This window comes from Actinoplanes sp. NPDC051537, from assembly GCF_055586105.1.
Map to the genome: position 1 here is coordinate 658,149 of NZ_JBVJIU010000001.1, position 21,405 is coordinate 679,553.

Sequence of the window (21,405 nt, forward strand, 5' to 3'; positions counted from 1 at the left end):
CATGAGCCCGTTCGACGCGTCCGCCGGCCGCGCCGCCTGGAACGAGATCGCCCCGCGCCGCGCCGGCCTGCCGATCGAGCACTTCCGCGCCGGCGGCGGAACGCTGTCCGGTGTCGAGCGCGACCTGGCCGGCGACGTCACCGGCCGGCGGGTCGTGCACCTCGCCTGCTCGTTCGGCGACGAGGTGCTCTCCTGGGCCGACCTCGGCGCGGTGGCGACCGGCGTCGACCTCTCCGACGTGGCCGTCGCCCAGGCGCGGCGGCGGGCCGCGAAGGTCTGCTCCAGGTGTGCGGCGACTACTTCGGCCGGGCCCACCCGCGCACCGGCCCGGACGACGCCAAGCGCCCGATCGGCGCCCGCGGCGAGCCGTCCGCGCCGTCCCCTCACCTCGTTCGTGTGGCCGGTGAGCGACGTGGTGATGGCGTTCGTGCGGGCCGGGCTGCGCCGGCCCCGGTTCAGCGTGACGCGAGTCGCGCGGGCGCGCCCGTTCTTTCCCTGACGTCTCGGGACCGGCATTCGTTGCGCCGCGGGGCGAGAAGAGATGTGTGTCTCCTGTGCGTCTCCCATGAACGTGCCACCTCGCGTACCGGCGCTGCTGCTCTGCCTGTTTTTTGGGTCAACCTCTCCGGGCTGAAGATCACGAAGGGGAGGTACGCATGAGATTGTCGGTCGTTGTCCCGGTCTTCAACGAGCAGGACGTGCTTCCGCTGTTCGCGGAGCGGCTGCGGCCCGTGCTCGACGCGCTGGCCGTGGAGTACGAGGTGATCACCGTCGACGACGGGAGCCGGGACGCCACGGCGGCGGTGCTGGAGACGATCCGCCGCGCCTGGCCCGAGCTGCGGGTCGTCCGGCTGCGGCGCAACAGCGGGCACCAGAACGCGCTCACCGCCGGCCTGCACCGGGCCCGCGGGCAGTACGTGGTCAGCATCGACGTCGACCTGCAGGACCCGCCCGAGGTCATCGCCGAGATGCTGCGGCTGGCCGAGACCTCGGGGCTCGACGTGGTCCACGGTGTCCGGGCCGACCGGAGCACCGACAGCCCGTTCAAACGGTGGACCGCGGGGCTGTACTACCGGCTGGTGCGGCGGGTGGTCGGCAGCCCGGTGCCGCCGCACGCGGGCGACTTCCGGCTGCTCAGCCGGACGGCCGTGGACGCCCTGACCGCGCTGCCGGAGCACCGGCCGGTCTATCGGCTGCTGGTGCCGTGGCTGGGACTGCCCAGCGGCGAGGTGACCTACGCCCGGGAACGGCGGGCGGCCGGCCGCTCGAAGTACCCGCTCACGAAGATGGTCCGCCTGGCCGCCGACAGCATCACCGGCTTCTCGGCCGCGCCGCTGCGGTTCGCGACGTGGCTGGGCTGCGCCGGCATCGCGCTGTGCGTGCTGCTGGCCGGCGCCGTCCTCGGCCTGCATCTGTGGGGCACCGTCGTGCCGGGCTGGACGTCGCTCTTCGTCGCGATGGTGTTCCTGGGCGCGCTTCAACTGCTGTGCCTGGGCCTGCTGGGCGAGTATGTCGCGCGCATCTTCACGACACTTCAGGGGCGGCCGGCGTACGTGGTGATCTCCGATTCCCTGATTCGGCCGTACGCGACGACGGGCCGCTGACGTGCCGGCCGTCCTCCTGCGACCGGCCGGGACGCGCGAGCCCGCGGCGACGCCGGTTCGCCGCCCCTGGCGGGCGGCCGCCCTCTCGGCCCTGGCCGTGTGGTCCGCCATCACCGTGGTCCACCTGCTCGTGAGCGCGCTGGCCGCGCTGCCCCGCCGGGACGGCCAGGTTCCCGACGTGGCGACGATGTTCCTGGGCTGGAACCGCTGGGACGCCGGCCACTACGTGCGGATCGCCGAGAGCGGCTACCACCTCGGCCCCGGCTTCCCGGCGTTCTTCCCGCTCTACCCGCTGCTGGTGCACGTCGCCGACGCGGTGCTGCCGGGCGGGGCGCGGTTCGCCGCCCTGGTCGTCGCGAACGCGGCCGCCGCCGGCGCGCTGGCCGTGCTGCACCGGCTGGCCGAGCACGAGTTCGGGCCGGCGGCCGCTCAGCGGGCGACCTGGTACCTGGCCGCCTTCCCGACCGGGTTCTTCCTGTTCATCGGCTACAACGAGTCGCTGTTCCTGCTGCTGGCGATCGGCGCCCTGTACGCCGGGCGCCGCGGGCACTGGTGGCTGGCCGGCTCGCTGGGCGCGCTGTCGTCGGCCACCCGGCTGTTCGGGGTGCTGCTGATGGCGCCGCTAGCGGTCGAATACCTGCGCCAGACCCGCCGCCTGCGCCCCGACGCGCTCGCCCTGCTGCTGGTGCCCCTGGGCGTGGTCGGCTACGCCGTCTACTGCGCGGTGGAGCTGGGCAGCCCGCTGGCGTTCAGCATCGCCCAGGACCAGTGGGGCCGCCGCTACACGTTCCCCGGCGAGGCCTGGCTGATCTCCCTCCGGCAGGCGTTCGCCCACCCGCTGCTGTCACCGTCCACACTCGGCGCCCTGCTCGACGCCGGCACGATCCTGGTCGCGGTCGTGCTCCTGGCCGTGGCCGCCCGGACGTTCCGCCGCGACCAGCTCTACCTGGTCGTCCAGGGCGTCCTGACGGTGCTGATGCTGACGTCGACCGAGGTGGGCGGCCGCTCGATGCAGTCCGCCGCCCGCTACGCGATGGAGGCCGTGGCCGTCTTCCTGGTGCTGGCCCGGGCCGGCGCCAACCCCCTGGTGGACCGCACGGTGCTGACCGCCGGCATCGCGTTGCACGCCGTCTTCCTGGTCGTCTTCATGGCCGGCACGTTCCTGGTCGCGTGACCGTGGACGCTCCGTGGGGGCCGTGACGTCGCCGGGCGCAACCCGGCCTGGTGGCGTGTGAAGATCGTGGGATGGAGCAGGTGAGCAGCCGCGTGGTCTATGCGAACCCGTGGATGACCGTGCGCGAGGACGAGATCCGGCGGGCGGACGGGTCGGCGGGCATCTACGGCGTCGTCGAGAAGCCCGACTTCGCGCTGGTGCTGCCGCGCACCACGGACGGCTTCTGGCTGGTCGAGCAGTTCCGCTACCCGGTCGGGCGGCGGGCCTGGGAGTTCCCGCAAGGGAGCACCACGGCGGGCGGCGACCGGGCGGCGACGGCCCGGCAGGAGCTGGCCGAGGAGACGGGGCTGCGGGCGGCCACCATGACGCATCTCGGGCACCTCTTCGAGGCGTACGGCTACTCGACGCAGGGTTTTGACGTCTATCTCGCGACCGGCCTCACCGAGGGTGAGCCCGACCGCGAGCCGAGCGAGCAGGACATGGTGCACCGCGCCTTCACCGACGACGAGATCGCCGGGATGATCCGGTCGGGCGGGATCGTGGACGCGCCGTCGCTGGCCGCGCTCACGCTCTACCGGCTGGCCTCCACCGCGGCGAAGCCGTAGTCGCGCATCCGCTCCTCGTAGTCGCCGATGGCCGCCGGCTCGGCGCCGCCCGTGGTAAGGGCCGCGCACAGGTTGGCGGCGTCGAGCAGGGCGATGTTGGCGCCGGAGCCGCGGGCCGGACTCATCGCGTGGATGGCGTCGCCGAGCACGGTCACCCGGCCCGGCGGCCAGGGCGCGACGCGGCGGCTGGTGCGGACGTGGATCAGGAACGTCTCGGCCGGCGCCGCCGCGGCGACCAGGGCGCGCAGGTCGGGATGCCAGCGCCGGATCATCCACCGGGCGGTCTCGTGCAGGGACGCCGGATCGACGCCGGCCGCCGTAAGCCGCGCCGGGAGCCGGCCCGTGAGCCGGGCCGGGAGCCGCGCCGGGAGCCGCGCCGGGAGCCGGGTCGTGGACAGGCCCCACATCAGGTAGTCGCGCAAACCCGGCCGGGTGAACTCGACCAGGCCGGCCGCCATGCCCAGTCGGCCGCCGGTGATCGCGGTGAAGCCGTCGTGCATGGCGGGCGGCACGAGCGGCCGGGTGGCGTCGTCGAGATAGGTCTTGCCGTAGATGATCCGGGTGCCGGTGTCGACGATCTCGGCGTGCGGCAGCAGAACCCGGCGGACGGCCGAGCTCACGCCGTCGGCGCCGACGAGCACGTCGGCACGCTCGGTAACCCCGGAGGCGAAACGCAGCGTGACGCCGTCCGCGTCGGCGGCGTACCCGGTCAGCTCGGCGCCGAAGCGGATCGGCACGTCCCGCGCGAGGATCCCGCGCAGCACGCCGCGATCCGCCGACGTGCTGAACGACGGCGGCCCGCCGGGCGACGGCGGGCCGCCGGGCGACGGCGGGCCGCCGGGCGACCACTCGTGCCGCACCCGCAGCCGCCGCGAGAGCACGGTGACCTTGCGGCTCGGGCGCCCGGTGGTGGCCAGGAACTCGTCGAACAGCGCCGGCGGCAGGCACTTGCGCAGCGACTCCGAGGCGCGCGAGTCGACGTGCAGCCGATAGCCCTGGGCGCGGGCGTCCAGCGTGGCGTCGCGCTCGTAGACCCGCACGTCGACGCCGGCGCGCAGCAACCCCTGCGCGAGGGCCAGCCCGCCGATCCCGGCCCCGGCGACCGCGACCCGGATCCCGCCCATCCCGGCACTGTACGTGGCGGAGCACACAGCCGGTTTCCCCTAGGTGACCAATGGGCGGCGCGGCCTAGCGTTTCCGCAGATCCGAAGGGAGCACGACAATGATCGCAGTGGTGGGCGCGACCGGGAACGTGGGACGGTCGCTGACGCGGACGCTGGCCGAGGCCGGCGCCGAGGTGACGGCGGTGACCCGGGCGGCGGGGATCGATCTGCGCGAGCCGGCGACCCTGGGGCCGGCGCTGGCGGGGGCGCGGTCGCTCTTCCTGCTGGTGCCGGGGGCGGGGGACGGCCTCGACCCGGAGCGGCTTCTCGAGGTGATCACGGCCTCGGGCGTACGGGAGATCGTGTTTCTGTCTTCCCAGGCCGTCGCCACCCGGCCGTCGCACGCGGCGATGCGCGGGATCGAGGAGGCGATCGAGAAGTCGGGTCTGGAGTGGACGCATCTGCGGCCCAGCGGGTTCGCGAGCAACGCCTTCGCGTGGGCGCCGTCGGTGCGGGCGGCGCGGACGGTCGCGGCGCCGTTCGGTGACGTGGGCCTGCCGGTGGTCGATCCGGCGGACATCGCGGCGGTCGCGGCGGCGGTCCTTCTCTCCCAGGACCACGGCGGGCGGGCGTACGAGATCACCGGCCCGGCCCTGACGACGCCCCGAGCCCGTGCGAACGACCTCGCCGAGGCGCTCGGCGCCCCGATCCGGTTCGCCGAGCAGACCCGGGCCGAGGCCCGCGCCCAGATGCTGGAGTTCATGCCGCCCGAGGTCGCCGACGGCACGCTCGACATCCTCGGCGCCCCGGCCGCGGGCGAGCAGACGATCAGCCCCGACGTCGAGAAGGTCCTCGGGCGGCCGGCCCGCCCGTTCGCGGAGTGGGCGCGGGCCAACGCGGCCGCGTTCCGCTGACCGGCCCCCGTGAGCTACAACTGACGCCATGGACGACGCCCCGGTCGCGGCCTGCCCGATCGGGCCCGTCGTCGACATCGTGTTCAGCCGGTGGACCACGCCGATCCTGCTCACCCTGCACCGCGACGGCCGGCTGCGGTTCGTCGACCTGCGCCGGCGCGTCGGCGGGATCAGCGCCAAGGTGCTGACCGAGCGGCTGCGCCGGCTCGAGCGGGACGGCCTGGTCACCCGGTACTACTTCGCCGAGGTGCCGCCCCGGGCCGAGTACGAGCTGACCGACCTGGGCCGCAGCCTCGGGCCGGTGTTCGCGACGCTCGCGTCGTGGCAGGCCGACCATCTGGGCGACGTGGAGAGGGCGCGCGGGGCCTTCCCGGGCCCGTGACGCAGGTCACAATCTGCGTAAATCTGCTGGAAGGAACGGGTTTGTCCGCCGCCGGTTCGGCCGCCGTTCCCGAGTTTGTCGGACCCCCGCCGTAGTGTCCGCAGGGCCTACGTTTCGTGACCACGGGAGGCCGTCCGGTGACGACACTCGACCACGACGCGGCCGCGGCCACCAGCCGCCGCCTGCGTTCCCAGGAGGAAGTGGAGGCGCACATCCGCGCCATCTGCTTCAAGACCGGCCCACCGGCGCTGATCGGCGCCGAGCTCGAATGGACCGTGCACCACACCGCGGCGCCCCGCGCGCCACTCGACCGCGAAACCCTGCGTCACGCCCTCGGCCGGCACACGCCGGCCCTCCTCACCGGGGGGCGCCCGCCCGATCCGCTGCCCGCCGGCGGCACGCTCACCATCGAGCCCGGCGGCCAGCTGGAGATCTCCTCGGCACCGGCCTCCTCGACCGCCGCGCTGCACGCGGCCGTCACCGCCGATCTCGCCCACCTCACCGCGCTGCTCGACGATGCCGGCCTGCGCCTCGGCGAGCACGGCATCGACCCGCACCGCACACCCCGCCGCCTGCTCGAGACGCCGCGCTACACGGCGATGGAGCGCAGCTTCGACGCCCGCGGGCGGCACGGCCGCATCATGATGTGCAGCACCGCGGGCCTCCAGGTCTGTCTCGACGCCGGCACCCCGGCCGATCTCCCGCTGCGCTGGGGCGCCGCGCTGGCGCTCGGGCCGCCGCTGCTCGCGCTGTTCGCCAACTCGGCCCGGCACGCGGGGCGCGACACCGGCCTCGCCTCGGCCCGGATGGCGGCGTGGTGGGGCATGGACCCGCGGGTCACCCATCCCCCGATCGGCCCGGCCGGCGATCCGGCCGGCGCCTGGGCGCGGTACGCGCTGGCCGCTCCCCTGCTCGGCGTGCGGCGCGACGGCGAGTACCACCGCCCGCCACCCGGGACGACCCTGGCCGACTGGGCCGGCGGGGCGCTGCCCTGGGCGCCGACCGAGGACGACGTCGACTACCACCTGAGCACGCTGTTCCCGCCGGTCCGCCCGCGCGGCTACCTCGAGGTGCGCTACCTCGACAGCCAGCCCGGCGACGAGTGGATCGCGCCGGTCGCGCTGATCGCCGCGCTGTTCGTCGAGCCGGCCCGCACCGAACGGGCCCTGGAGATCGCCGGGCCGGTCGCCGGCTGCTGGCACGCCGCGTACCGGCGGGGTCTGGCCGACCCGGTGCTGCGCCGGACCGCCGAGGCCCTCACCCGGCTCGCCGCCCCCGGCCTGGACGGCGCCGTCATCGACATCATCGACCGGCGCCTGCGTGCCGCCGGAACCGCCGAGGAGCTGTGATGAGCCACCAGAACGACCGGCTGCGCGACGCGGTCGCCACCGAGCTCGGCCGCGCCCGCGACCGCACCACCCTGCTCACCGAGTCGGTCGACGAGGGCGACCTCGTCCGGCAGCACTCGCCGCTGATGTCCCCGCTGGTGTGGGACCTCGCCCACGTCGGCAACCAGGAGGAGCTGTGGCTCGTCCGGGACGTCGGCGGCCGCGAGCCGGTGCGCCGCGACATCGACGAGCTGTACGACGCCTTCAAGCACCCGCGCCGCGACCGGCCCCAGCTGCCGCTGCTCGGTCCGGGCGAGGCCCGGCGCTACGTGGCGACGGTCCGCGACAAGGTGCTCGACGTGCTCGACCACGCCCGGCTCGACGGGTCGCCGCTGCTCGACAACGGGTTCGCGTTCGGCATGATCGTGCAGCACGAGCAGCAGCACGACGAGACCATGCTCGCCACCCACCAGCTGCGCACCGGGGCGCCGGTCCTCGAGGCGCCCGCGCCGCCGCCCGCCGCCGCGCCGGTGACCGGCGAGGCGTTCATCCCGGGCGGCCCGTTCACGATGGGCACCAGCACCGAGGCCTGGGCGCTGGACAACGAGCGGCCGGCGCACGTCGTCGACGTCGCCGCGTTCCACATCGACCGGGCGCCGGTCACCAACGGTGAGTACGCCGCGTTCATCGACGCCGGCGGCTACGACGACCCGCGCTGGTGGTCGGCCGCGGGCTGGGACCACCGGCAGGCCGCGGGGCTGACCGCGCCCGCGCACTGGCGGCGGGACGGCGACGGCTGGGCGTGCCGGCAGTTCGGCCGTACGACGCGAATCGTCCCCGGCGAGCCGGTGGTGCACGTCTGCTTCTACGAGGCCGAGGCCTACGCCGCGTGGGCCGGCAAACGGCTGCCGACCGAGGCGGAGTGGGAGAAGGCGGCCCGGTTCGACCCGGCGAGCGGCCGGTCGCGCCGCTTTCCCTGGGGCGACGACCCGCCGGCCGCCGAGCACGCCAACCTCGGGCAGCGTCATCTGCGGCCGGCGCCGGTCGGCGCCTATCCCGCGGGCGCGTCGCCGGCCGGGGTGCACCAGCTGATCGGCGACGTCTGGGAGTGGGTGTCGAGCGACTTCACCGGCTACCCGGGCTTCGCCGCGTTCCCCTACCGCGAATACTCCGAGGTCTTCTTCGGCACGGAGTACAAGGTCCTGCGCGGCGGCTCGTTCGGCACCGACGCGTCGGCCTGCCGGGGCACGTTCCGCAACTGGGACTACCCGATCCGCCGGCAGATCTTCAGCGGGTTCCGCTGCGCGCGGGATGCCTGATGTGCCGTCATCTGGCGTATCTCGGACCACCCGTACTCCTGTCGGCGTTGCTCTTCGATCCGCCGCACTCGCTGAGCCGGCAGTCGTGGGCGCCGCGCGACATGCGCGGTGGCGGCACGGTCAACGCGGACGGGTTCGGCGTCGGCTGGTACGGCCCGGACGGCCCGGTGCGGTACCGGCGGCACACCCCGATCTGGAGCGACACCACGCTTCCCGGGCTCGCCGCGACGCTGACCTCGCCCGCGGTGCTGGCCGCCGTGCGCAGCGCCACCGTGGGCATGCCGGTCACCGAGTCCGCGGCCGCGCCGTTCGGTGACGGCCCCTGGCTGTTCAGCCACAACGGGGTCGTCACCGGCTGGCCCGGCTCGGTCGCCAAGCTGGCGGGAACACTGCCGGCGGTCGACATGTTGACGCTCGACGCGCCGACCGACGCCGCCCTGCTGTGGCTGCTGGTCCGCGACCGCCTGCGAGCGGGTGAGCCGCTTTCCTCCTCTGTGCAGTCGGTGATCTTCGATGTGCTTGCCGCCGCGCCCGGCTCCCGGCTCAACCTGCTGATCACCGACGGCACGCACCTCGCGGCGACGGCCGCCGGCCATGCGCTGTCCGTCCGCACCCGGCCCGGCGCGATCGTCGTGGCCTCCGAGCCGCTCGACGACGACCCCGCGTGGCGCGCGGTCCCCGACGGGACCCTGCTGACCGCCACCGCCTCCGACCTGTTCCTCACCCCGCTGGGAGAAAAGTGACCGAGCTCGAAGTACACCTCGACGCCGACGACCTGGCCCGCTCGCTGCGGGCCGACGTGATCGGCGGCCTCACCGCCGAGACCAAGACCCTGCCGCCCAAGTGGTTCTACGACGCCCGGGGCAGCGAGCTGTTCGAGCGGATCACGGAGCTCGACGAGTACTACCCGACCCGCGCCGAGCGGCAGATCCTCGCCGACCATGCCGCCGAGATCGCCGCGCACACCCGGGCCACCGCGCTGCTCGAGCTGGGCTCGGGCTACTCGACCAAGACCCGGCTGCTGCTCGACGCGCTGACCGCGGCCGGCACGCTGCGGACGTTCGCGCCGATGGACGTGTCGCCGAGCGCGCTCACCGCGGCGGCGGCGCGCATCACGGCCGACTACCCCGGGCTCGCGGTGCACAACATCGTCGGCGACATGACCCGCCACCTCAAACACCTGCCGACCGGCGGCGACCGGCTGGTGGCGTTCCTCGGCGGCACGATCGGCAACCTGGTGCCGGCCGAGCGGGCCGCCTTCCTGGCCGACGTTCGCTCGGTGCTGGAGCCGGGCGAGCACCTGCTGCTCGGCACCGACCTCGTGAAGAGCCCGAGCGTGGTGGTCCCGGCGTACGACGACGCCGAGGGCGTGACCGCCGAGTTCAACCGCAACGTGCTGCGGGTGCTCAACGCGAGCCTCGACGCCGACTTCGACCTCGACGGCTTCGCCCACGTCGCGCTGTGGGACGCCGAACGCGAGTGGATCGAGATGCGGCTGCGCGCCCGCTGGCCGATGCGCGTGACCATCCCCGGGGTCGGCCTGGTCGTCGACTTCGCGGCCGGCGAGGAGGTCCGCACCGAGGTGTCGGCCAAGTTCCGCCGCGCGGGCGTCGAGCGGGAACTGGCCGAGGCCGGGTTCGCCCTCGACCACTGGTGGACCGACCGGGACGGGCTGTTCGCCGTCTCCCTGGCGCGGGCGGCCCTTCAGGACTGAAAATCCCACCCATCCGGGCGGCGGCGGGTCCCGAATGCTTGGTGTCACCCCCTCGTGAAAGGCGGGACCCATGGCGGAGCGGGGCACCGGCCGCCGGCCGGAGCATCTGACGCCCGTGCCGGACCGGCCGGATCCGGCCGATCTGCTGCGGGCGGTGGCCGGCGGCGACGAGACGGCCTTCGGCAAGCTGTACGACATGGTCGCGCCCCGCGTCTACGGCCTGATCCGGCGCGTGCTGCGCGATCCGGCGCAGGCCGAGGAGGTCGCGCAGGAGGTGCTGGTCGAGGTGTGGCGCACGGCGGCGCGCTTCGACCCGGCGCGCGGCTCGGCCACGTCCTGGATCTGCACGATCGCCCATCGGCGCGCGGTCGACCGGGTGCGGGCCGAGCAGGCGGCGAGCGAGCGGCTGGCCTTCGTGGGGCGGGCGCAGGTCGACGTCCCGTACGACGCGGTGGCCGACGAGGTCTCCGGCCGGCTCGAGCGGCAGCAGGTGCGCCGGTGCCTCGCCGACCTGACCGAGCTGCAGCGCGAGGCGGTCACCCTCGCGTACTACCAGGGCCACACCTACCCGCAGGTGGCCGAGCTGCTGGGGGCGCCGCTGCCGACGGTGAAGACCCGGATGCGGGACGGTTTGATCAGGCTGCGGGACTGTCTGGGGGTGACGGCATGACCGCCGCGGACGTGCATTCACTGATCGGCGCGTACGTGCTGGACGCCGTCGACGACCTCGAGCGGGCGGCCTTCGACCGGCACCTGCGCGAGTGTCCCGCCTGCCAGGCCGAGGTGGACGAGCTGCGCGAGGCGTCGGCCCGGCTCGCCGACGGCGCCTGGTCGGTGCCGCCGCCCGCGTTGCGCACGCACGTGATGGCGGCGATCGGCTCGGTGGCGCAGCTTCCGCCCGCGCGGGTCACTCCCCCGCGTTCCCCGCGGCGCCTGCGGATCCTGACGGCCGCGGCGGCCGCGGTGGTGCTGGCGGCGGCGGGTGCCGTCGCGGTGGTGCAGACCTCGCGCGTACGCGATGAGCACGCCCGGGCCGAGGCCGCCTCCGCCGCGACGGCCCGTCTGCAAGCGGTGCTGACCTCGCCCGATCTCGTGGTGAAGGAGTCCCCGGTCACCGGCGGCGGCCGGGTCACGGTCGCGACGTCCCGCCTGCACGACGCCGGCGTCATCATGCTCGCCGCCGGCGCCGCCCCCTCGGACGGCCGGGTCTACCAGCTGTGGACGATCCGATCGGCCAAGCCCGTCCCCGAGGGCACCCTGGCCCCCGGCCAGACCGCGTCGGTCCAGATCGTCGCCGGCATGGACGCCGCGTCGGCGGTGGGGATCTCGGTCGAGCCGCCCGGTGGCTCGACGACCCCGACCATGCCGCTGGTGGCGGCGGTGGAGCTCTAGGCGCGGCCCCACAGCTCGTACGGATGGCGGCCGGGGCGGAAGCCGTACGCCTCGGCCATGGCCGCCGCCTGCCGGAACTCGTGCCCGACGAGGTCCGGCAGATGGGCGTCGCTCCCGAAGCTGACCGCGTCGCCGCCCTCGTCCCGCCACCACCCGAGGATCGTCGCCGGCAACGGGATCCGCGTGTTCACCTCCAGGGCGCGCCCGGATCGGGCCGTGGCCCGCAGCGCCGCCCGGAACTCCTCCTCGAACTCGCCGACGTCCCCTTTGTCCCTCCCCGGCCAGGACCGGAGCGCGTAGTCGATGTGCGCCAGGATCCCGAATGCGTCCGAGCCGTCGACCAGCTCGACGACCCCGTGCAGATATTCGCGCAGCACGTCGCCGGCGTCCCGGTGCGGATAGATCGCCCACGGCTCGGCGACCCCGTCCCCGTCCCCGTCCTTCAGGCAGTGCAGCGACCCCAGCACCCGCTCGAAGTCATGCCCCTCCAGCAGCGCGGCGGTCTGCTCGGCGAACCAGTGCGGCTCCCCCAGTTCGACCCCGCTAAATATCCGCAGATCCCGAAATTTCGCCCGGCACCGTTCAAGGCATTCCACATACCCCTCGACATCGAACGGCGGCGGACGCACGATGCCGTCCACCCCGGCAATGGCGGTCAGGTGCGCGCTGACGTATGGCCCCTCGGTCGCCGCCGCCCACGACACGTGATCGACATGCTCGGTGAACGCCACCGCCGGAAGCCCGATCGCAACAGCCCGCGCACAGGTCCGCTCCATGTCCCCCGACGCCGTGTCCCACGACCATTCACTGTGCACATGACTGTCCCCGGGAAGTCTCACGGTTCCATCCTCCACCGGGAAGGCCAAGTCAATTATCGCGCTGAATGATCATGCGGAAATAGTTCACCATTTCCGGGCCGCATCGAGGCAGATTTCCGACAATGCACATTTGCTTGACGAGCGATAGCGGTCAATCCATACTCCTCTGCTGTGCCGAGACTCGAAATCAAGGTGAATGGACCCGATCTCATCGGCGACGATCTTGCGTACGCCGTCCGGGCCCTCCGCTCGGAGCTTCTCCACCTCGATGTCGACGACGTGCGGGTGCCGGACGGCGGCGCCCTCCCGCCCGGCGCGAAGTCCGCGGCGATGGCCGGCGCCGGGCTCATGCTGGTGTCCACCGCGGCGACCGTGATACCGGCGGTGATCGATGTGGCGCTGGGCTGGCTCCGGCGTCAGCCGCGGGACATCCACCTCGAGATCGACGGCCAGGTCCTGACGGCGGAGGTCACCCGGCATCAACGCGACGCCCTGGTGGCGGCCTATCTCCAGCGCGTCGCCCAGGACGCGGGCGAGGCGTGACCGCGCCCGCCGGCGCGGAGCCCCGGTCGCGGCGACGCGCGCTGCTGCTCGCCTGCAGCCGGTTCACGGACGACATGCTGCCCGCGCTGCGCTCGCCCACCCGCGACGCGAAAGCCCTCCAGCGTGTGCTCGGAAACATCGGGTACGAGACGACGACGCTCACCGACTGCACCGCGCAGGAGGCGCGGCACGCGGTGGCCGAGTTCTTCGAGTCCGCCACCCGGCGGGACGTCAACCTGATCTACTTCTCCTGCCATGGGCTGCAGGACGCCGAGATGAACCTGCATTTCGCGTTCCGGGACAGCCAGTACCGGCGGCCCGACGTCACCGGGGTGAGCGCCGAGTTCGTGCGGATCCACATCGCTCGCAGCCGCGCCCGCTCGACGGTCGTGATTGCCGACTGCTGCTTCAGCGGCGCGTTCCTGCGTGCCATGCGCCCGAAGGCGAGTCGCAACGCCGGCGTGCACGCGCTGGTGCGCGACCTCCCCGACGGCACCGGCGTGGCGGTGCTGACCTCGTCCGGCGCGACCGAGGTGAGTCTCGAGGATCCGGACGACCAGCGGGCCGCGAAGTCGCGCGGTTCCTATTTCACCGAGGCCATCCTGGCCGGCATAGCGACCGGGGCGGCGGACACCGACCGGGACGGCCGGATCACCGTGGACGAGTTGTTCAGTTACGCCTCGGACCGCGTCGCCGACGGGCCGTCCCACCAGAAGCCGCGCAAGTACGTCGAGGCGGTCGGCGATCTCCTCATCGCCACCGTCCCGGTGCGCCGGCCCGAACTCGGACCGCCCGTCCCGCCGCCGGCCGTGCCGGACACGGCCCCGCCCGGCCACGGAGCCATCCCGCCGTGGCCGCCGCTGCCCGCACCGGTCGGCGCCTCGTCGACCGGCCCGCTCGGGCCGGGACGCCCGGGGCGCCGCCGGTCGGGGCGGGTTCCCGCGATCGGGGCCGCGCTGGCGGTGACTCTCGCGGGCGCCATGGTGATCTGGGTGAAGTGGCCATCGGCGGCGCGGGCCGACCCGGTCCCGGTCCCGCCCGTCGTCGGGCTGACCCGGGCCGAGGCGGAGGACGTGATCCGGTCCGCCCGGCTGATCCCGGTCGCGGTTCCCGCGTCGACCACGGCGGCGGCCTGTTCGGCGGGCTCGGTGACCGGGCAGACGCCGGCTCCGCGCAGCACCGCCGTCCGCGGCTCGACCGTGACCTACCAGCTCTGCGCCCTGGCGAGGTCCGCCGCCCCGCACGCGAGCCCCACGCCGAAGCCGGGCTCGAAATCGACCGTCCCGGCGGCGCCCAGGCGGACGACCGCGACCCGGCGCACCTCGCCGTCGGCGAAGCCGTTGCCGCCGAAGGTGCCGTGCGTCGTGAACTACTCCGAGGATGCCGCCACCGCCGTCCTCGGCGAGACCGGATACAACGTCCACACCGTCGTCACCACCGGCAGCGGGACCCCGGGCGTGGTGGCGTCGCAGAGCCCGGCCTGCGGCACACGTGTCGCCAAGGGCGACGACGTGAGCATTTTCGTGCCGCACGATCCGGAGCCGTCGCCGTCCGATCCGGCCGGCAACGGCGGCTGACCCGCGATCAGCCGAGGGACTCGACCTGGTCGGCGAGCTCGGCCAGCGACGTCACGGTCAGCGTCGGGGACGGGTCGGGTGGGGCGCCGGTGCGGTTCAGCCAGACGGCGGCGGCCAGGCTGGCCCGGTGGGCGCCGCCGACGTCGCTGCGCAGGCTGTTGCCTACGTACCAGGCGTCGGTGGGGGCGACGCCGAGCCGGGCCAGCGCGGCCAGGAAGATGCGCGGGTCCGGTTTCGCGATGCGCACCTCGCCCGAGGTCAGGATCAGGTCGAACGCGTCGGACAGGCCGGTCGCGGCCAGCTTCTCTCGCTGGGTGTCGGCGGGGCCGTTGGTGATCAGGGCGGTGGCCTTCACCCGGGCGCGGATCCGGGACAGCGCCTCGGCAACGTCGGGGTACAGGCGGTAGCGGCGCTTGCGGTCGGCGCTGTAGAGGCTCACGGCCAGGTCGGCGGCGTCGGGGCGGCCGTGCTCGGCGAGGGCCTGCCGCCACACCAGGCGCCAGACCGCGTACCCGTCCACGCTGAGCAGCGGCGCGGTGTTCCCCGCCGACCAGAGGGTGGCACAGCTGCCGCGATAGGAGTCGGCCAGCGCGGCGGCGTCGAGGCCGGGGAACGCGCCGGCCAGCTCGGTGGCCACGTGCGCGACGGTCCGGTCCCACGCCGCGTCGTCGTAGTCGAGCAGCGTGCCGTCCAGGTCGAACAGCACGGCCCGGGGCGCCTTCACGGGCGTGATCCTACGACGGATCGCGCAGGGCGTCCGAAACGGACTTCGCGCCGCCGTGCGAGGAGGCGCCGCCGTCGACCGGGATCTCGGCGCCGGTGACGTAGGACGCGGCGTCGCTCAGCAGGAACGCGATCACCGCGGCGACCTCGTCCGGCGTGCCGGCGCGGCCCAGCGGCGACTCGGCGATGCTCGCGGCGCGGAAGGCCGGCGACGCCGACGCGGTCATCGGCGTGTCGATGAAGCCGGGATGCACGATGTTGACCCGGATGCCGCGGGGGCCGAGCTCGAGCGCGGCCGCCCGGGTGACGCCGCGCAGCGACCATTTGCTGGCCGTGTACGCGACCGGGTAGTGCCCCTGCAGCGCGGCCACCGAGCCGACGTTGACGATCGACGCGCCCGGGGCCATCAGCGGGGCGAGGGCCTGGATGCCGAGCAGCGGGCCGAGCACGTTGACGGCCTGCACCCGCTCGAAGTCGGCCACGGTCACCGCCCCGACGCGCGCCCGCCACGTCACCCCGGCGCAGTTCACGAGCCCGTGCGGCGGAGAGTCCCGCAGGGATCGGGCAAGATCTGACCACGACGCTTCATCCCGTACGTCGAAAGCGGTTTTTGATACGTCAAAGCCCTCGTGGTGCAGCAGCGAGGCCACGGCCGCGCCGATGCCGGACTCCGACCCCGTGACCACGACCCGCCGCATGGCATCCACCCTGCGGGAGGCGGCGTCCATAACGGAAGGCCGAGGTGCTGATGCGGGCCATCAGCGAGGCTTATGCGTGGTCGACCGGACGACCAGGTGGGTGGCCAGCTCGATGTGATGGACCTCGGGCGCGATCCCGGCGGCCATCCCGTGCAGCGTCCGCACGGCGGTGCGGCCCATCTCGCGCAGCGGCTGATGCACGGTGGTCAGCGGCGGGCTCGACCACGCGGCCGCGTACGTGTCGTCGAAACCCACCACGCTCAGGTCCTCCGGCACCCGCAGCCCCCGGGTGCGCGCCACCTCGATGACCCCGAACGCGATCGGGTCGGCCCCGGCGAAGACGGCCGTCGGCGGATCACCGGAACCGAGCAGCCGCGTCGCCTCCCGCACCCCGTACTCGAAGGTGAAGGCGCCGTGCGAGATCAGCGGCGGCAGGCCGGCGTTCTCCATCGCGGCGCGGTAGCCGAAGAGCCGCGCCTGCCCGCACGAGATCGTCTCGGGGCCGCCCGCGAACGCGATCCGCCGGTGGCCGAGCTCGATCAGGTGGTGCGTGGCGGCGACCGCGCCGGCCCAGTTGGTGGCGCCGACGCTGACCACGCCCGGGCTGGGCAGGTTGATCGGGTCGATCACCACCATCGGCAGCCCGGCCAGCTCGAACGCCGCCGCCTGCGCGCCGGTTACCGCCGCGGTCAGCACCAGCACGCCCTCGCGCCCGCGGGTGACCAGGCGGCGCGCCCAGGACTCGGCGTCGTCGTCGCCCCGGCTGCCGACCACGACGTCGATGCCGCACTCGAGCCCGGCGGCCACGGCGCCGTCGAGGACCTCGCCGAAGTACGGGTTCCGGTGCTCGGAGAAGACCAGCTCCACCGACCGGATGCCCGGCTTGGGCCGCCCGGTGCCGCGCGGCACGTACTTGAAGTCGCGCAGCACCTTCTCGACGCGCTCGCGGGTCCGGGAGCCGACGTCCTCGCGGTTGTTGAGCACCTTCGAGACGGTCGGCAGCGAGACGCCGGCGACCCGGGCCACCTCGGCCAGGGTCGGTCGCTGGTCGCCCATCTGCCGCACCCTCCGAAACTTTCGAGACCGTCTGTTACATGCTCATACTTGCGGGTTGTTGGCTGATGGGCAACCCGAACTTTCGAAACATTTCGGAGTCTCGTACGCCACACTCCGGCCCGAAATATCGAGGCCGGCGGATCGGTTCTAGTGGTCGATCACCCTGGAGGTCAGCCATGAAGAGCGGAATCCACCCCGAGTACCACAGCGTCGTCTACCGCGACCGGAACGCCGACTACGCGTTCCTGACCCGCTCGACGGCCACGAGCACCAGGACGATCGAGTGGGCGGACGGCAACACGTACCCGGTCATCGACGTCCAGATCTCGGCCGCGAGCCACCCGTTCTGGACCGGTCGCAGCCGCGTCCTCGACGAGGCCGGGCGGATCGAGAAGTTCCGGGCCAAGTACGCGCGTTTCGCCAAGTAAAGCCTTTGCGCCGGCCGTCCTCGCACCGAGGGCGGCCGGCTCTTTTTTCTCCAGCGGGCCGACGACGCCGTGGGGGCGTGGCGGAATACGCGGCGAGCCTGCTCGGAGAACGTGAGGCGGACCCGTGACGAGCGTCTACGACATTGCGCGACTGGCGGCCGCCCACGCGTTCGACCGTCCGCCGGTCCACCAAGAGATCCTGCGATCGGCCCACCTCGAGGGCCGCGCCCGGCGGGGGCTCGATGTCGGGTGCGGGGTTCGTCGTGGGGGCGGCCGAGCGGCTGCCGTTCGGGAGCGGGATGTCCTAGCGGCCGAGCCGCGGGAGCAGGGCGGGTACGCGGCGCATGTGATCGGCGTACGCGGGCCGCCGTTGCAGTGATCTCCGGTCCATCAGCGGGACGCTCACGAACGTGAAGAGCAGGACCATCACGACCGGGCCCAGCACGGTCCACCACCATGCCGGGTCGGCGGCCAGGGCGAACAGCCACAGGCCCCACCAGAAGCCGATCTCGCCCAGGTAGTTCGGGTGCCGCGAGCGCCGCCACAGGCCGATGTCGAGGATGCGGCCGTGGTTGGCGGGGTCGCGGGCGAACCGGTGCATCTGCCGGTCGGCGGTCGCCTCGATCAGGATGGCGGCGGCCGTGACCGCGATCGCGGCGGCGTCGAGCACATTGAGGCCCCGGCCGGTCACGGTCACCGCGGGCCAGGCGGCGAGCATGCCGGCGAAGACCACGAGCGTCGGCATCAGCTGGATGCCGGCCAGGCTCACGATCCACCACGGCGCCCACGCCGGCCGGTCCGCGCGCAACCGCACGTAGCGCCAATCCTCGTGCCGCAGGCCTCGCCAGGTGAGCGCCCAGTTCGCGGTGAGCCGCACGGACCAAATCAAGATCAGCGTTAGTACGGCGATCTGCCGGCCCGACAGCGAGAAGCCACCACACCAGGCGACGACGATCACGGCGGGCGCGACGCTCCAGTACGGGTCGTAGAGGCTCGCGTTGCCGACCAGCTGGCTGATCGCGAAGACCACCACGGTCGCGACCACGTCCGCGCCGAGGGTCACCGCGAGAGGATGGCCGCCACCGGCGCCGGCGACGAAGGCCCACGCGGCGACGCCGGCCGCGGCGTAGGCGGCCAGCACGACGGCGAACCCCGCGACCCGGGACCCGTCCTGATCCGCACCCATGGCCGCGTCAGTCGCCGGCACAGCGCGGCGAGGTCGGCGACAGCAGGTCCGTGACCAGGGCGCCGCGGGAGCGGCGGGCGACCCCGGCCAGCAGGTCGGCCAACTGGACCCGGGGATCGTCGCGGGAGTCGACCATGACCAGGCCGGCGAGCGGGGACACGCCGGAGTCGCCGGTCAGGGCTCGCTGCAGGCGGGTCAGGCGGTCGGCGGTCAGGGCGCTCTGTTCATCGTGGACGACCAGGACCCGGCGCTCGCCGTCGCTCCAGTGCAGCACCGTCTCGGCCAGGGCCGGGAGCAGCGGCTCGAGCGGCGGCGGGATCGACCGGTCGTCGTCGTCGAGACGCCGCAGGACGGCGCGCACGCGGGACGGGTCGAGATCGGGCGGGGTGGGGAGGGCACCGGCGGCCCGCAGGAAGCGCTCGATGGCGGGGCCGGACGGGTAGCGGCGCTTCGGGCGGACCATGTCCACGAACGCGGCCAGGAACTCCGCCCAGGCGGCGGGGGCGTCAAGCCGGGAGCGGTACAGCGCCGGTGCGGCCGGGCGCTGCGACACCAGGCGGGTGCCGGACGCGTAGGAGGGCGTCGCCACCAGGAAGTCGATGACCCGGGTCGCCAGGAAGAACTCCTTGTCGACCAGGTGCACGTACGCCCGGCCCCGCAGTCGGTCGAGGAACCAGTCGAGCGCGTGCGCCCGCCGCAGGAACTGTCCCGATTTCAGCTCGTGCGGCGAGAAACGGAAGCCCGACCGCAGCTCCCCGATCAGCGCGGCCGCCTCGCCGACGCCCAGGTCGACGCTCGCGTGCGTGATCACCGGCGTGGCCGGGTCGAGCAGGTTGGTGCCGGAGAAGCCGGACTCGTCGCACGCGATCTCCACGACGGCCCCGCGCACCGCGCCCGTCGGCGGAAGGCCGCCCTGAAGCGGCGTTCGCAGCGCCATGCCGACCATGGTCGCCGGTGCGGCTCGATCGAACAACCACAATTGCGGGCGTGCACATCGACCTGGTTGCCCTGATCGTCGACGACTACGACCCGGCCATCGCGTTCTTCACCGGCGTGCTCGGCTTCGAGCTCGTCGAGGACTCCCCGTCCCGGACCACCGACGGCCGCCCGAAGCGCTGGGTCGTGGTCCGCCCACCCGGCGCCCGCACCGGCCTCCTGCTGGCCCGCGCCGACGGCGACGCCCAGCGCGCCGCCACCGGCCATCAGGCCGCCGGCCGGGTCGGCTTCTTCCTGCACGTCGACGACTTCGACGCGAGCTACCGCCGGATGGCCGACGCCGGCGTCACCTTCGTGCGCGGGCCACGCTCGGAGCCGTACGGGCGGGTCGCCGTCTTCCTAGACATCGCCGGCAACCGCTGGGATCTCCTGGAGGGACAGCGCTGACGCCTGGCGGCGGGTGGTCACGTGCAGGTAGCGGGCGTGCGGCGCGTGGGTGCGGACCAGCGACACCACGCGTGGCCTCATGCGGCGGCGGTACGTCAGCACGTACCGGATGAAGGAGAAGTTGATGCGGTTGGGCTCGCCGCGCCGGAAGCGGGCCGCTATGCCCCACAGGCAGGCCCAGGCCGGCAGGTCGAGGAAGATGACCGTGTCGGCCCGGGCCAGGCGCAGCGGGAGCGTCGACGCGTAGTTGCCGTCGATGATCCAGCGGTCGGCGGCGACCACGGCGCGCTGCGCCGCCTCGAACGGCACCGCCCGGTCGCCGTAATAGAGGTCGTCCAGGTGGGTCAGCGGCAGGCCGAGGTGGGCGGCCAGGCGGCGGGCGAGGACGGTCTTGCCCGCCCCGCCGCAGCCGATGATCGCTATGCGGGACGCCGTCAACGGCGGCGCTCGGACGGGTCCGTCAGGGACGGCGGCAAGTAGCCGGCGTCGGCCGGGTTGAGGTTCGTGCCGGGCGGGACGATCTCGTCGATCCGGTTCAGCACGTCGGCGGTCAGCGTCAGCTTGCCGGCGCCGAGCTGGGACTCCAGATGGTCCATCGTGCGCGGGCCGACGATGGCCGACGTGATCGTCGGGTGGGCGAGGACGAAGGCGAGCGCCAGGTGGATCAGCGAGACGCCGGCCTCGGCGGCCAGGGTGGTCAGCGCGTCGACGGCGGCCAGCTTCGCGGCGTTCGCGGCGCGGGTCGGGTCGTAGCGGTCGGGCATCCGGGACGCGCGCGGCGACACCGGCTCGGTCATGCCCGAGTGGTAGCGGCCCGACAGGTAACCGCCCGCGAGCGGGCTCCACGGGATGACGGCGAGGCCGTAGCGGGCGGCCACCGGGAGCATCTCGCGCTCGATGCCACGAACGAGCAGGGAGTACGGCGGCTGCTCGCTCACCACCCGGTCGAGACCACGCCGCGCGGCGATCCACTGGCCTTCCACGATCTCCGACGGCATGAACGTGGAAGTACCGATATAACGGATTTTTCCCGCCCGAACCAAATCGTTGAGCGCGCTCAGCGTCTCCTCGAAGTCCGTGTCCGGCGACGGCCGATGCACCTGATAGAGGTCGATCCACTCGGTGCCGAGCCGGCGCAGGCTGTTCTCGACCTCGGTCATGATCCAGCGGCGCGAGTTGCCCTGGGTGTTGCGGCCCGCGCCCATCTGGCCGTGGAACTTGGTGGCGAGGAAGACGTCGTCGCGACGCCCGCGCAGCGCCTCGCCGACGACCTCCTCGCTCTCGCCCTGGTGGTAGACGTCGGCCGTGTCGATGACGTTGATGCCCTCGTCCAGCGCCCGGTGGATGATCCGCACACCGTCGTCGCGGTTGGCGCTGCCGAAGTTCATCACGCCCAGCGTCAGGTTGCTGACCTGCACGCCGGTACGGCCGAACGGGCGGTACTCCACCATGATCAAG

General features: G+C 73.5%; 25 protein-coding genes. 16 read left to right on the forward strand and 9 right to left on the reverse strand.

The annotated features are described in order from the left end of the window. The first annotated feature begins 1 nt into the window (after position 1). The 4 genes from ACZ6TB_RS03095 to ACZ6TB_RS03110 all read left to right on the forward strand — a co-directional run bounded on the left by ACZ6TB_RS03095 (position 2) and on the right by ACZ6TB_RS03110 (position 3,383). The gene (locus tag ACZ6TB_RS03095; protein ID WP_465549953.1) at positions 2-499 is read left to right on the forward strand and encodes a hypothetical protein; all 498 of its coding nucleotides are present in this window, start codon (positions 2-4) and stop codon (positions 497-499) included. Positions 500-656: 157 nt separating this feature from the next. Continuing rightward, positions 657-1,604, forward strand: coding sequence for a glycosyltransferase family 2 protein (locus tag ACZ6TB_RS03100; RefSeq protein WP_465549955.1), 948 nt, complete (start codon positions 657-659; stop codon positions 1,602-1,604). A 1-nt stretch (position 1,605) separates the two neighbouring features. Further along, positions 1,606-2,778 carry a mannosyltransferase family protein gene (locus ACZ6TB_RS03105; protein ID WP_465549957.1) on the forward strand — a complete coding sequence of 391 codons (1,173 nt, stop codon included), beginning with the start codon at positions 1,606-1,608 and terminating at the stop codon, positions 2,776-2,778. Positions 2,779-2,849: 71 nt separating this feature from the next. Continuing rightward, complete coding sequence (locus ACZ6TB_RS03110; protein WP_465549959.1) at positions 2,850-3,383, forward strand: NUDIX domain-containing protein; 534 nt, start codon at positions 2,850-2,852, stop codon at positions 3,381-3,383. Here ACZ6TB_RS03110 and ACZ6TB_RS03115 read toward each other — a convergent pair. Beyond that, positions 3,350-4,507 (reverse strand): FAD-dependent oxidoreductase, encoded by a 1,158-nt coding sequence (locus tag ACZ6TB_RS03115; RefSeq protein ID WP_465549960.1) that lies wholly within the window; start codon positions 4,505-4,507, stop codon positions 3,350-3,352. The genes ACZ6TB_RS03110 and ACZ6TB_RS03115 overlap by 34 nt on opposite strands. Before the next feature lie 98 nt (positions 4,508-4,605). Here ACZ6TB_RS03115 and ACZ6TB_RS03120 point away from each other — a divergent pair, with 98 nt between their 5' ends. The 8 genes from ACZ6TB_RS03120 to ACZ6TB_RS03155 all read left to right on the forward strand — a co-directional run bounded on the left by ACZ6TB_RS03120 (position 4,606) and on the right by ACZ6TB_RS03155 (position 11,535). Then, positions 4,606-5,400 (forward strand): NAD(P)H-binding protein, encoded by a 795-nt coding sequence (locus ACZ6TB_RS03120; protein ID WP_465549962.1) that lies wholly within the window; start codon positions 4,606-4,608, stop codon positions 5,398-5,400. Between the two features lie 28 nt (positions 5,401-5,428). After that, positions 5,429-5,782 carry a winged helix-turn-helix transcriptional regulator gene (locus ACZ6TB_RS03125; RefSeq protein WP_465549964.1) on the forward strand — a complete coding sequence of 118 codons (354 nt, stop codon included), beginning with the start codon at positions 5,429-5,431 and terminating at the stop codon, positions 5,780-5,782. Positions 5,783-5,919: 137 nt separating this feature from the next. Then, entirely contained in the window at positions 5,920-7,131 is a 1,212-nt protein-coding gene (gene egtA, locus ACZ6TB_RS03130) for an ergothioneine biosynthesis glutamate--cysteine ligase EgtA (RefSeq protein WP_465549966.1), read from the forward strand. Beyond that, positions 7,131-8,429: an ergothioneine biosynthesis protein EgtB gene (gene egtB, locus ACZ6TB_RS03135; protein ID WP_465549968.1), complete on the forward strand. Its 1,299-nt coding sequence runs from the start codon at positions 7,131-7,133 to the stop codon at positions 8,427-8,429. The genes egtA and egtB overlap by 1 nt, the downstream gene beginning before the upstream one ends. Beyond that, on the forward strand, positions 8,429-9,172 hold the full coding sequence (egtC, locus tag ACZ6TB_RS03140; protein ID WP_465549970.1) for an ergothioneine biosynthesis protein EgtC: 744 nt from the start codon (positions 8,429-8,431) through the stop codon (positions 9,170-9,172). The genes egtB and egtC overlap by 1 nt, the downstream gene beginning before the upstream one ends. Beyond that, positions 9,169-10,143: an L-histidine N(alpha)-methyltransferase gene (egtD, locus tag ACZ6TB_RS03145; protein WP_465549972.1), complete on the forward strand. Its 975-nt coding sequence runs from the start codon at positions 9,169-9,171 to the stop codon at positions 10,141-10,143. Before egtC ends, egtD begins: the two co-directional genes overlap by 4 nt. Positions 10,144-10,213: 70 nt before the next feature. Further along, positions 10,214-10,813, forward strand: coding sequence for a sigma-70 family RNA polymerase sigma factor (locus ACZ6TB_RS03150; RefSeq protein ID WP_465549974.1), 600 nt, complete (start codon positions 10,214-10,216; stop codon positions 10,811-10,813). Next, positions 10,810-11,535, forward strand: a complete 726-nt coding sequence (locus ACZ6TB_RS03155) for an anti-sigma factor (protein WP_465549976.1) — start codon at positions 10,810-10,812, stop codon at positions 11,533-11,535. The genes ACZ6TB_RS03150 and ACZ6TB_RS03155 overlap by 4 nt, the downstream gene beginning before the upstream one ends. Here the strand turns inward: ACZ6TB_RS03155 and ACZ6TB_RS03160 are convergent. Continuing rightward, positions 11,532-12,374 (reverse strand): PHP domain-containing protein, encoded by an 843-nt coding sequence (locus ACZ6TB_RS03160; protein ID WP_465549978.1) that lies wholly within the window; start codon positions 12,372-12,374, stop codon positions 11,532-11,534. The two genes, ACZ6TB_RS03155 and ACZ6TB_RS03160, sit on opposite strands and share 4 nt — an antisense overlap. A 150-nt stretch (positions 12,375-12,524) precedes the next feature. Between ACZ6TB_RS03160 and ACZ6TB_RS03165 the strand changes: the two genes are divergently transcribed. Next, the gene (locus ACZ6TB_RS03165; RefSeq protein WP_465549980.1) at positions 12,525-12,896 is read left to right on the forward strand and encodes a hypothetical protein; all 372 of its coding nucleotides are present in this window, start codon (positions 12,525-12,527) and stop codon (positions 12,894-12,896) included. After that, positions 12,893-14,473: a caspase family protein gene (locus ACZ6TB_RS03170; RefSeq protein ID WP_465549981.1), complete on the forward strand. Its 1,581-nt coding sequence runs from the start codon at positions 12,893-12,895 to the stop codon at positions 14,471-14,473. Before ACZ6TB_RS03165 ends, ACZ6TB_RS03170 begins: the two co-directional genes overlap by 4 nt. A gap of 7 nt (positions 14,474-14,480) precedes the next feature. Here the strand turns inward: ACZ6TB_RS03170 and ACZ6TB_RS03175 are convergent, their stop codons facing one another. Genes ACZ6TB_RS03175 through ACZ6TB_RS03185 form a run of 3 tightly spaced genes read right to left on the reverse strand, consistent with a single transcriptional unit; the run spans position 14,481 to position 16,950 of the window. Continuing rightward, a complete protein-coding gene (locus ACZ6TB_RS03175; RefSeq protein ID WP_465549983.1) occupies positions 14,481-15,197 on the reverse strand; it encodes an HAD family hydrolase in 717 nt (238 codons plus the stop codon). A gap of 10 nt (positions 15,198-15,207) precedes the next feature. After that, entirely contained in the window at positions 15,208-15,894 is a 687-nt protein-coding gene (locus ACZ6TB_RS03180; RefSeq protein WP_465549985.1) for an SDR family NAD(P)-dependent oxidoreductase, read from the reverse strand. A gap of 60 nt (positions 15,895-15,954) precedes the next feature. Further along, the gene (locus tag ACZ6TB_RS03185; protein ID WP_465549987.1) at positions 15,955-16,950 is read right to left on the reverse strand and encodes a LacI family DNA-binding transcriptional regulator; all 996 of its coding nucleotides are present in this window, start codon (positions 16,948-16,950) and stop codon (positions 15,955-15,957) included. 176 nt (positions 16,951-17,126) lie between these two features. Between ACZ6TB_RS03185 and ACZ6TB_RS03190 the strand changes: the two genes are divergently transcribed. Next, positions 17,127-17,378: a type B 50S ribosomal protein L31 gene (locus ACZ6TB_RS03190; protein ID WP_465549989.1), complete on the forward strand. Its 252-nt coding sequence runs from the start codon at positions 17,127-17,129 to the stop codon at positions 17,376-17,378. Positions 17,379-17,682: 304 nt separating this feature from the next. Here the strand turns inward: ACZ6TB_RS03190 and ACZ6TB_RS03195 are convergent, their stop codons facing one another. Then, positions 17,683-18,564, reverse strand: a complete 882-nt coding sequence (locus tag ACZ6TB_RS03195) for a DUF1295 domain-containing protein (RefSeq protein WP_465549991.1) — start codon at positions 18,562-18,564, stop codon at positions 17,683-17,685. 7 nt (positions 18,565-18,571) lie between these two features. After that, entirely contained in the window at positions 18,572-19,501 is a 930-nt protein-coding gene (locus tag ACZ6TB_RS03200) for a DUF3800 domain-containing protein (protein ID WP_465549992.1), read from the reverse strand. 50 nt (positions 19,502-19,551) lie between these two features. Between ACZ6TB_RS03200 and ACZ6TB_RS03205 the strand changes: the two genes are divergently transcribed. Next, positions 19,552-19,947 (forward strand): VOC family protein, encoded by a 396-nt coding sequence (locus ACZ6TB_RS03205; RefSeq protein WP_465549994.1) that lies wholly within the window; start codon positions 19,552-19,554, stop codon positions 19,945-19,947. On the opposite strand, the gene ACZ6TB_RS03210 is transcribed toward ACZ6TB_RS03205, so the two are convergent. Continuing rightward, positions 19,900-20,385 carry a P-loop NTPase family protein gene (locus ACZ6TB_RS03210; protein ID WP_465549996.1) on the reverse strand — a complete coding sequence of 162 codons (486 nt, stop codon included), beginning with the start codon at positions 20,383-20,385 and terminating at the stop codon, positions 19,900-19,902. The genes ACZ6TB_RS03205 and ACZ6TB_RS03210 overlap by 48 nt on opposite strands. Then, positions 20,382-21,395 carry an aldo/keto reductase gene (locus ACZ6TB_RS03215; RefSeq protein ID WP_465550290.1) on the reverse strand — a complete coding sequence of 338 codons (1,014 nt, stop codon included), beginning with the start codon at positions 21,393-21,395 and terminating at the stop codon, positions 20,382-20,384. The genes ACZ6TB_RS03210 and ACZ6TB_RS03215 overlap by 4 nt, the downstream gene beginning before the upstream one ends. Between the last annotated feature and the right edge of the window lie 10 nt (positions 21,396-21,405).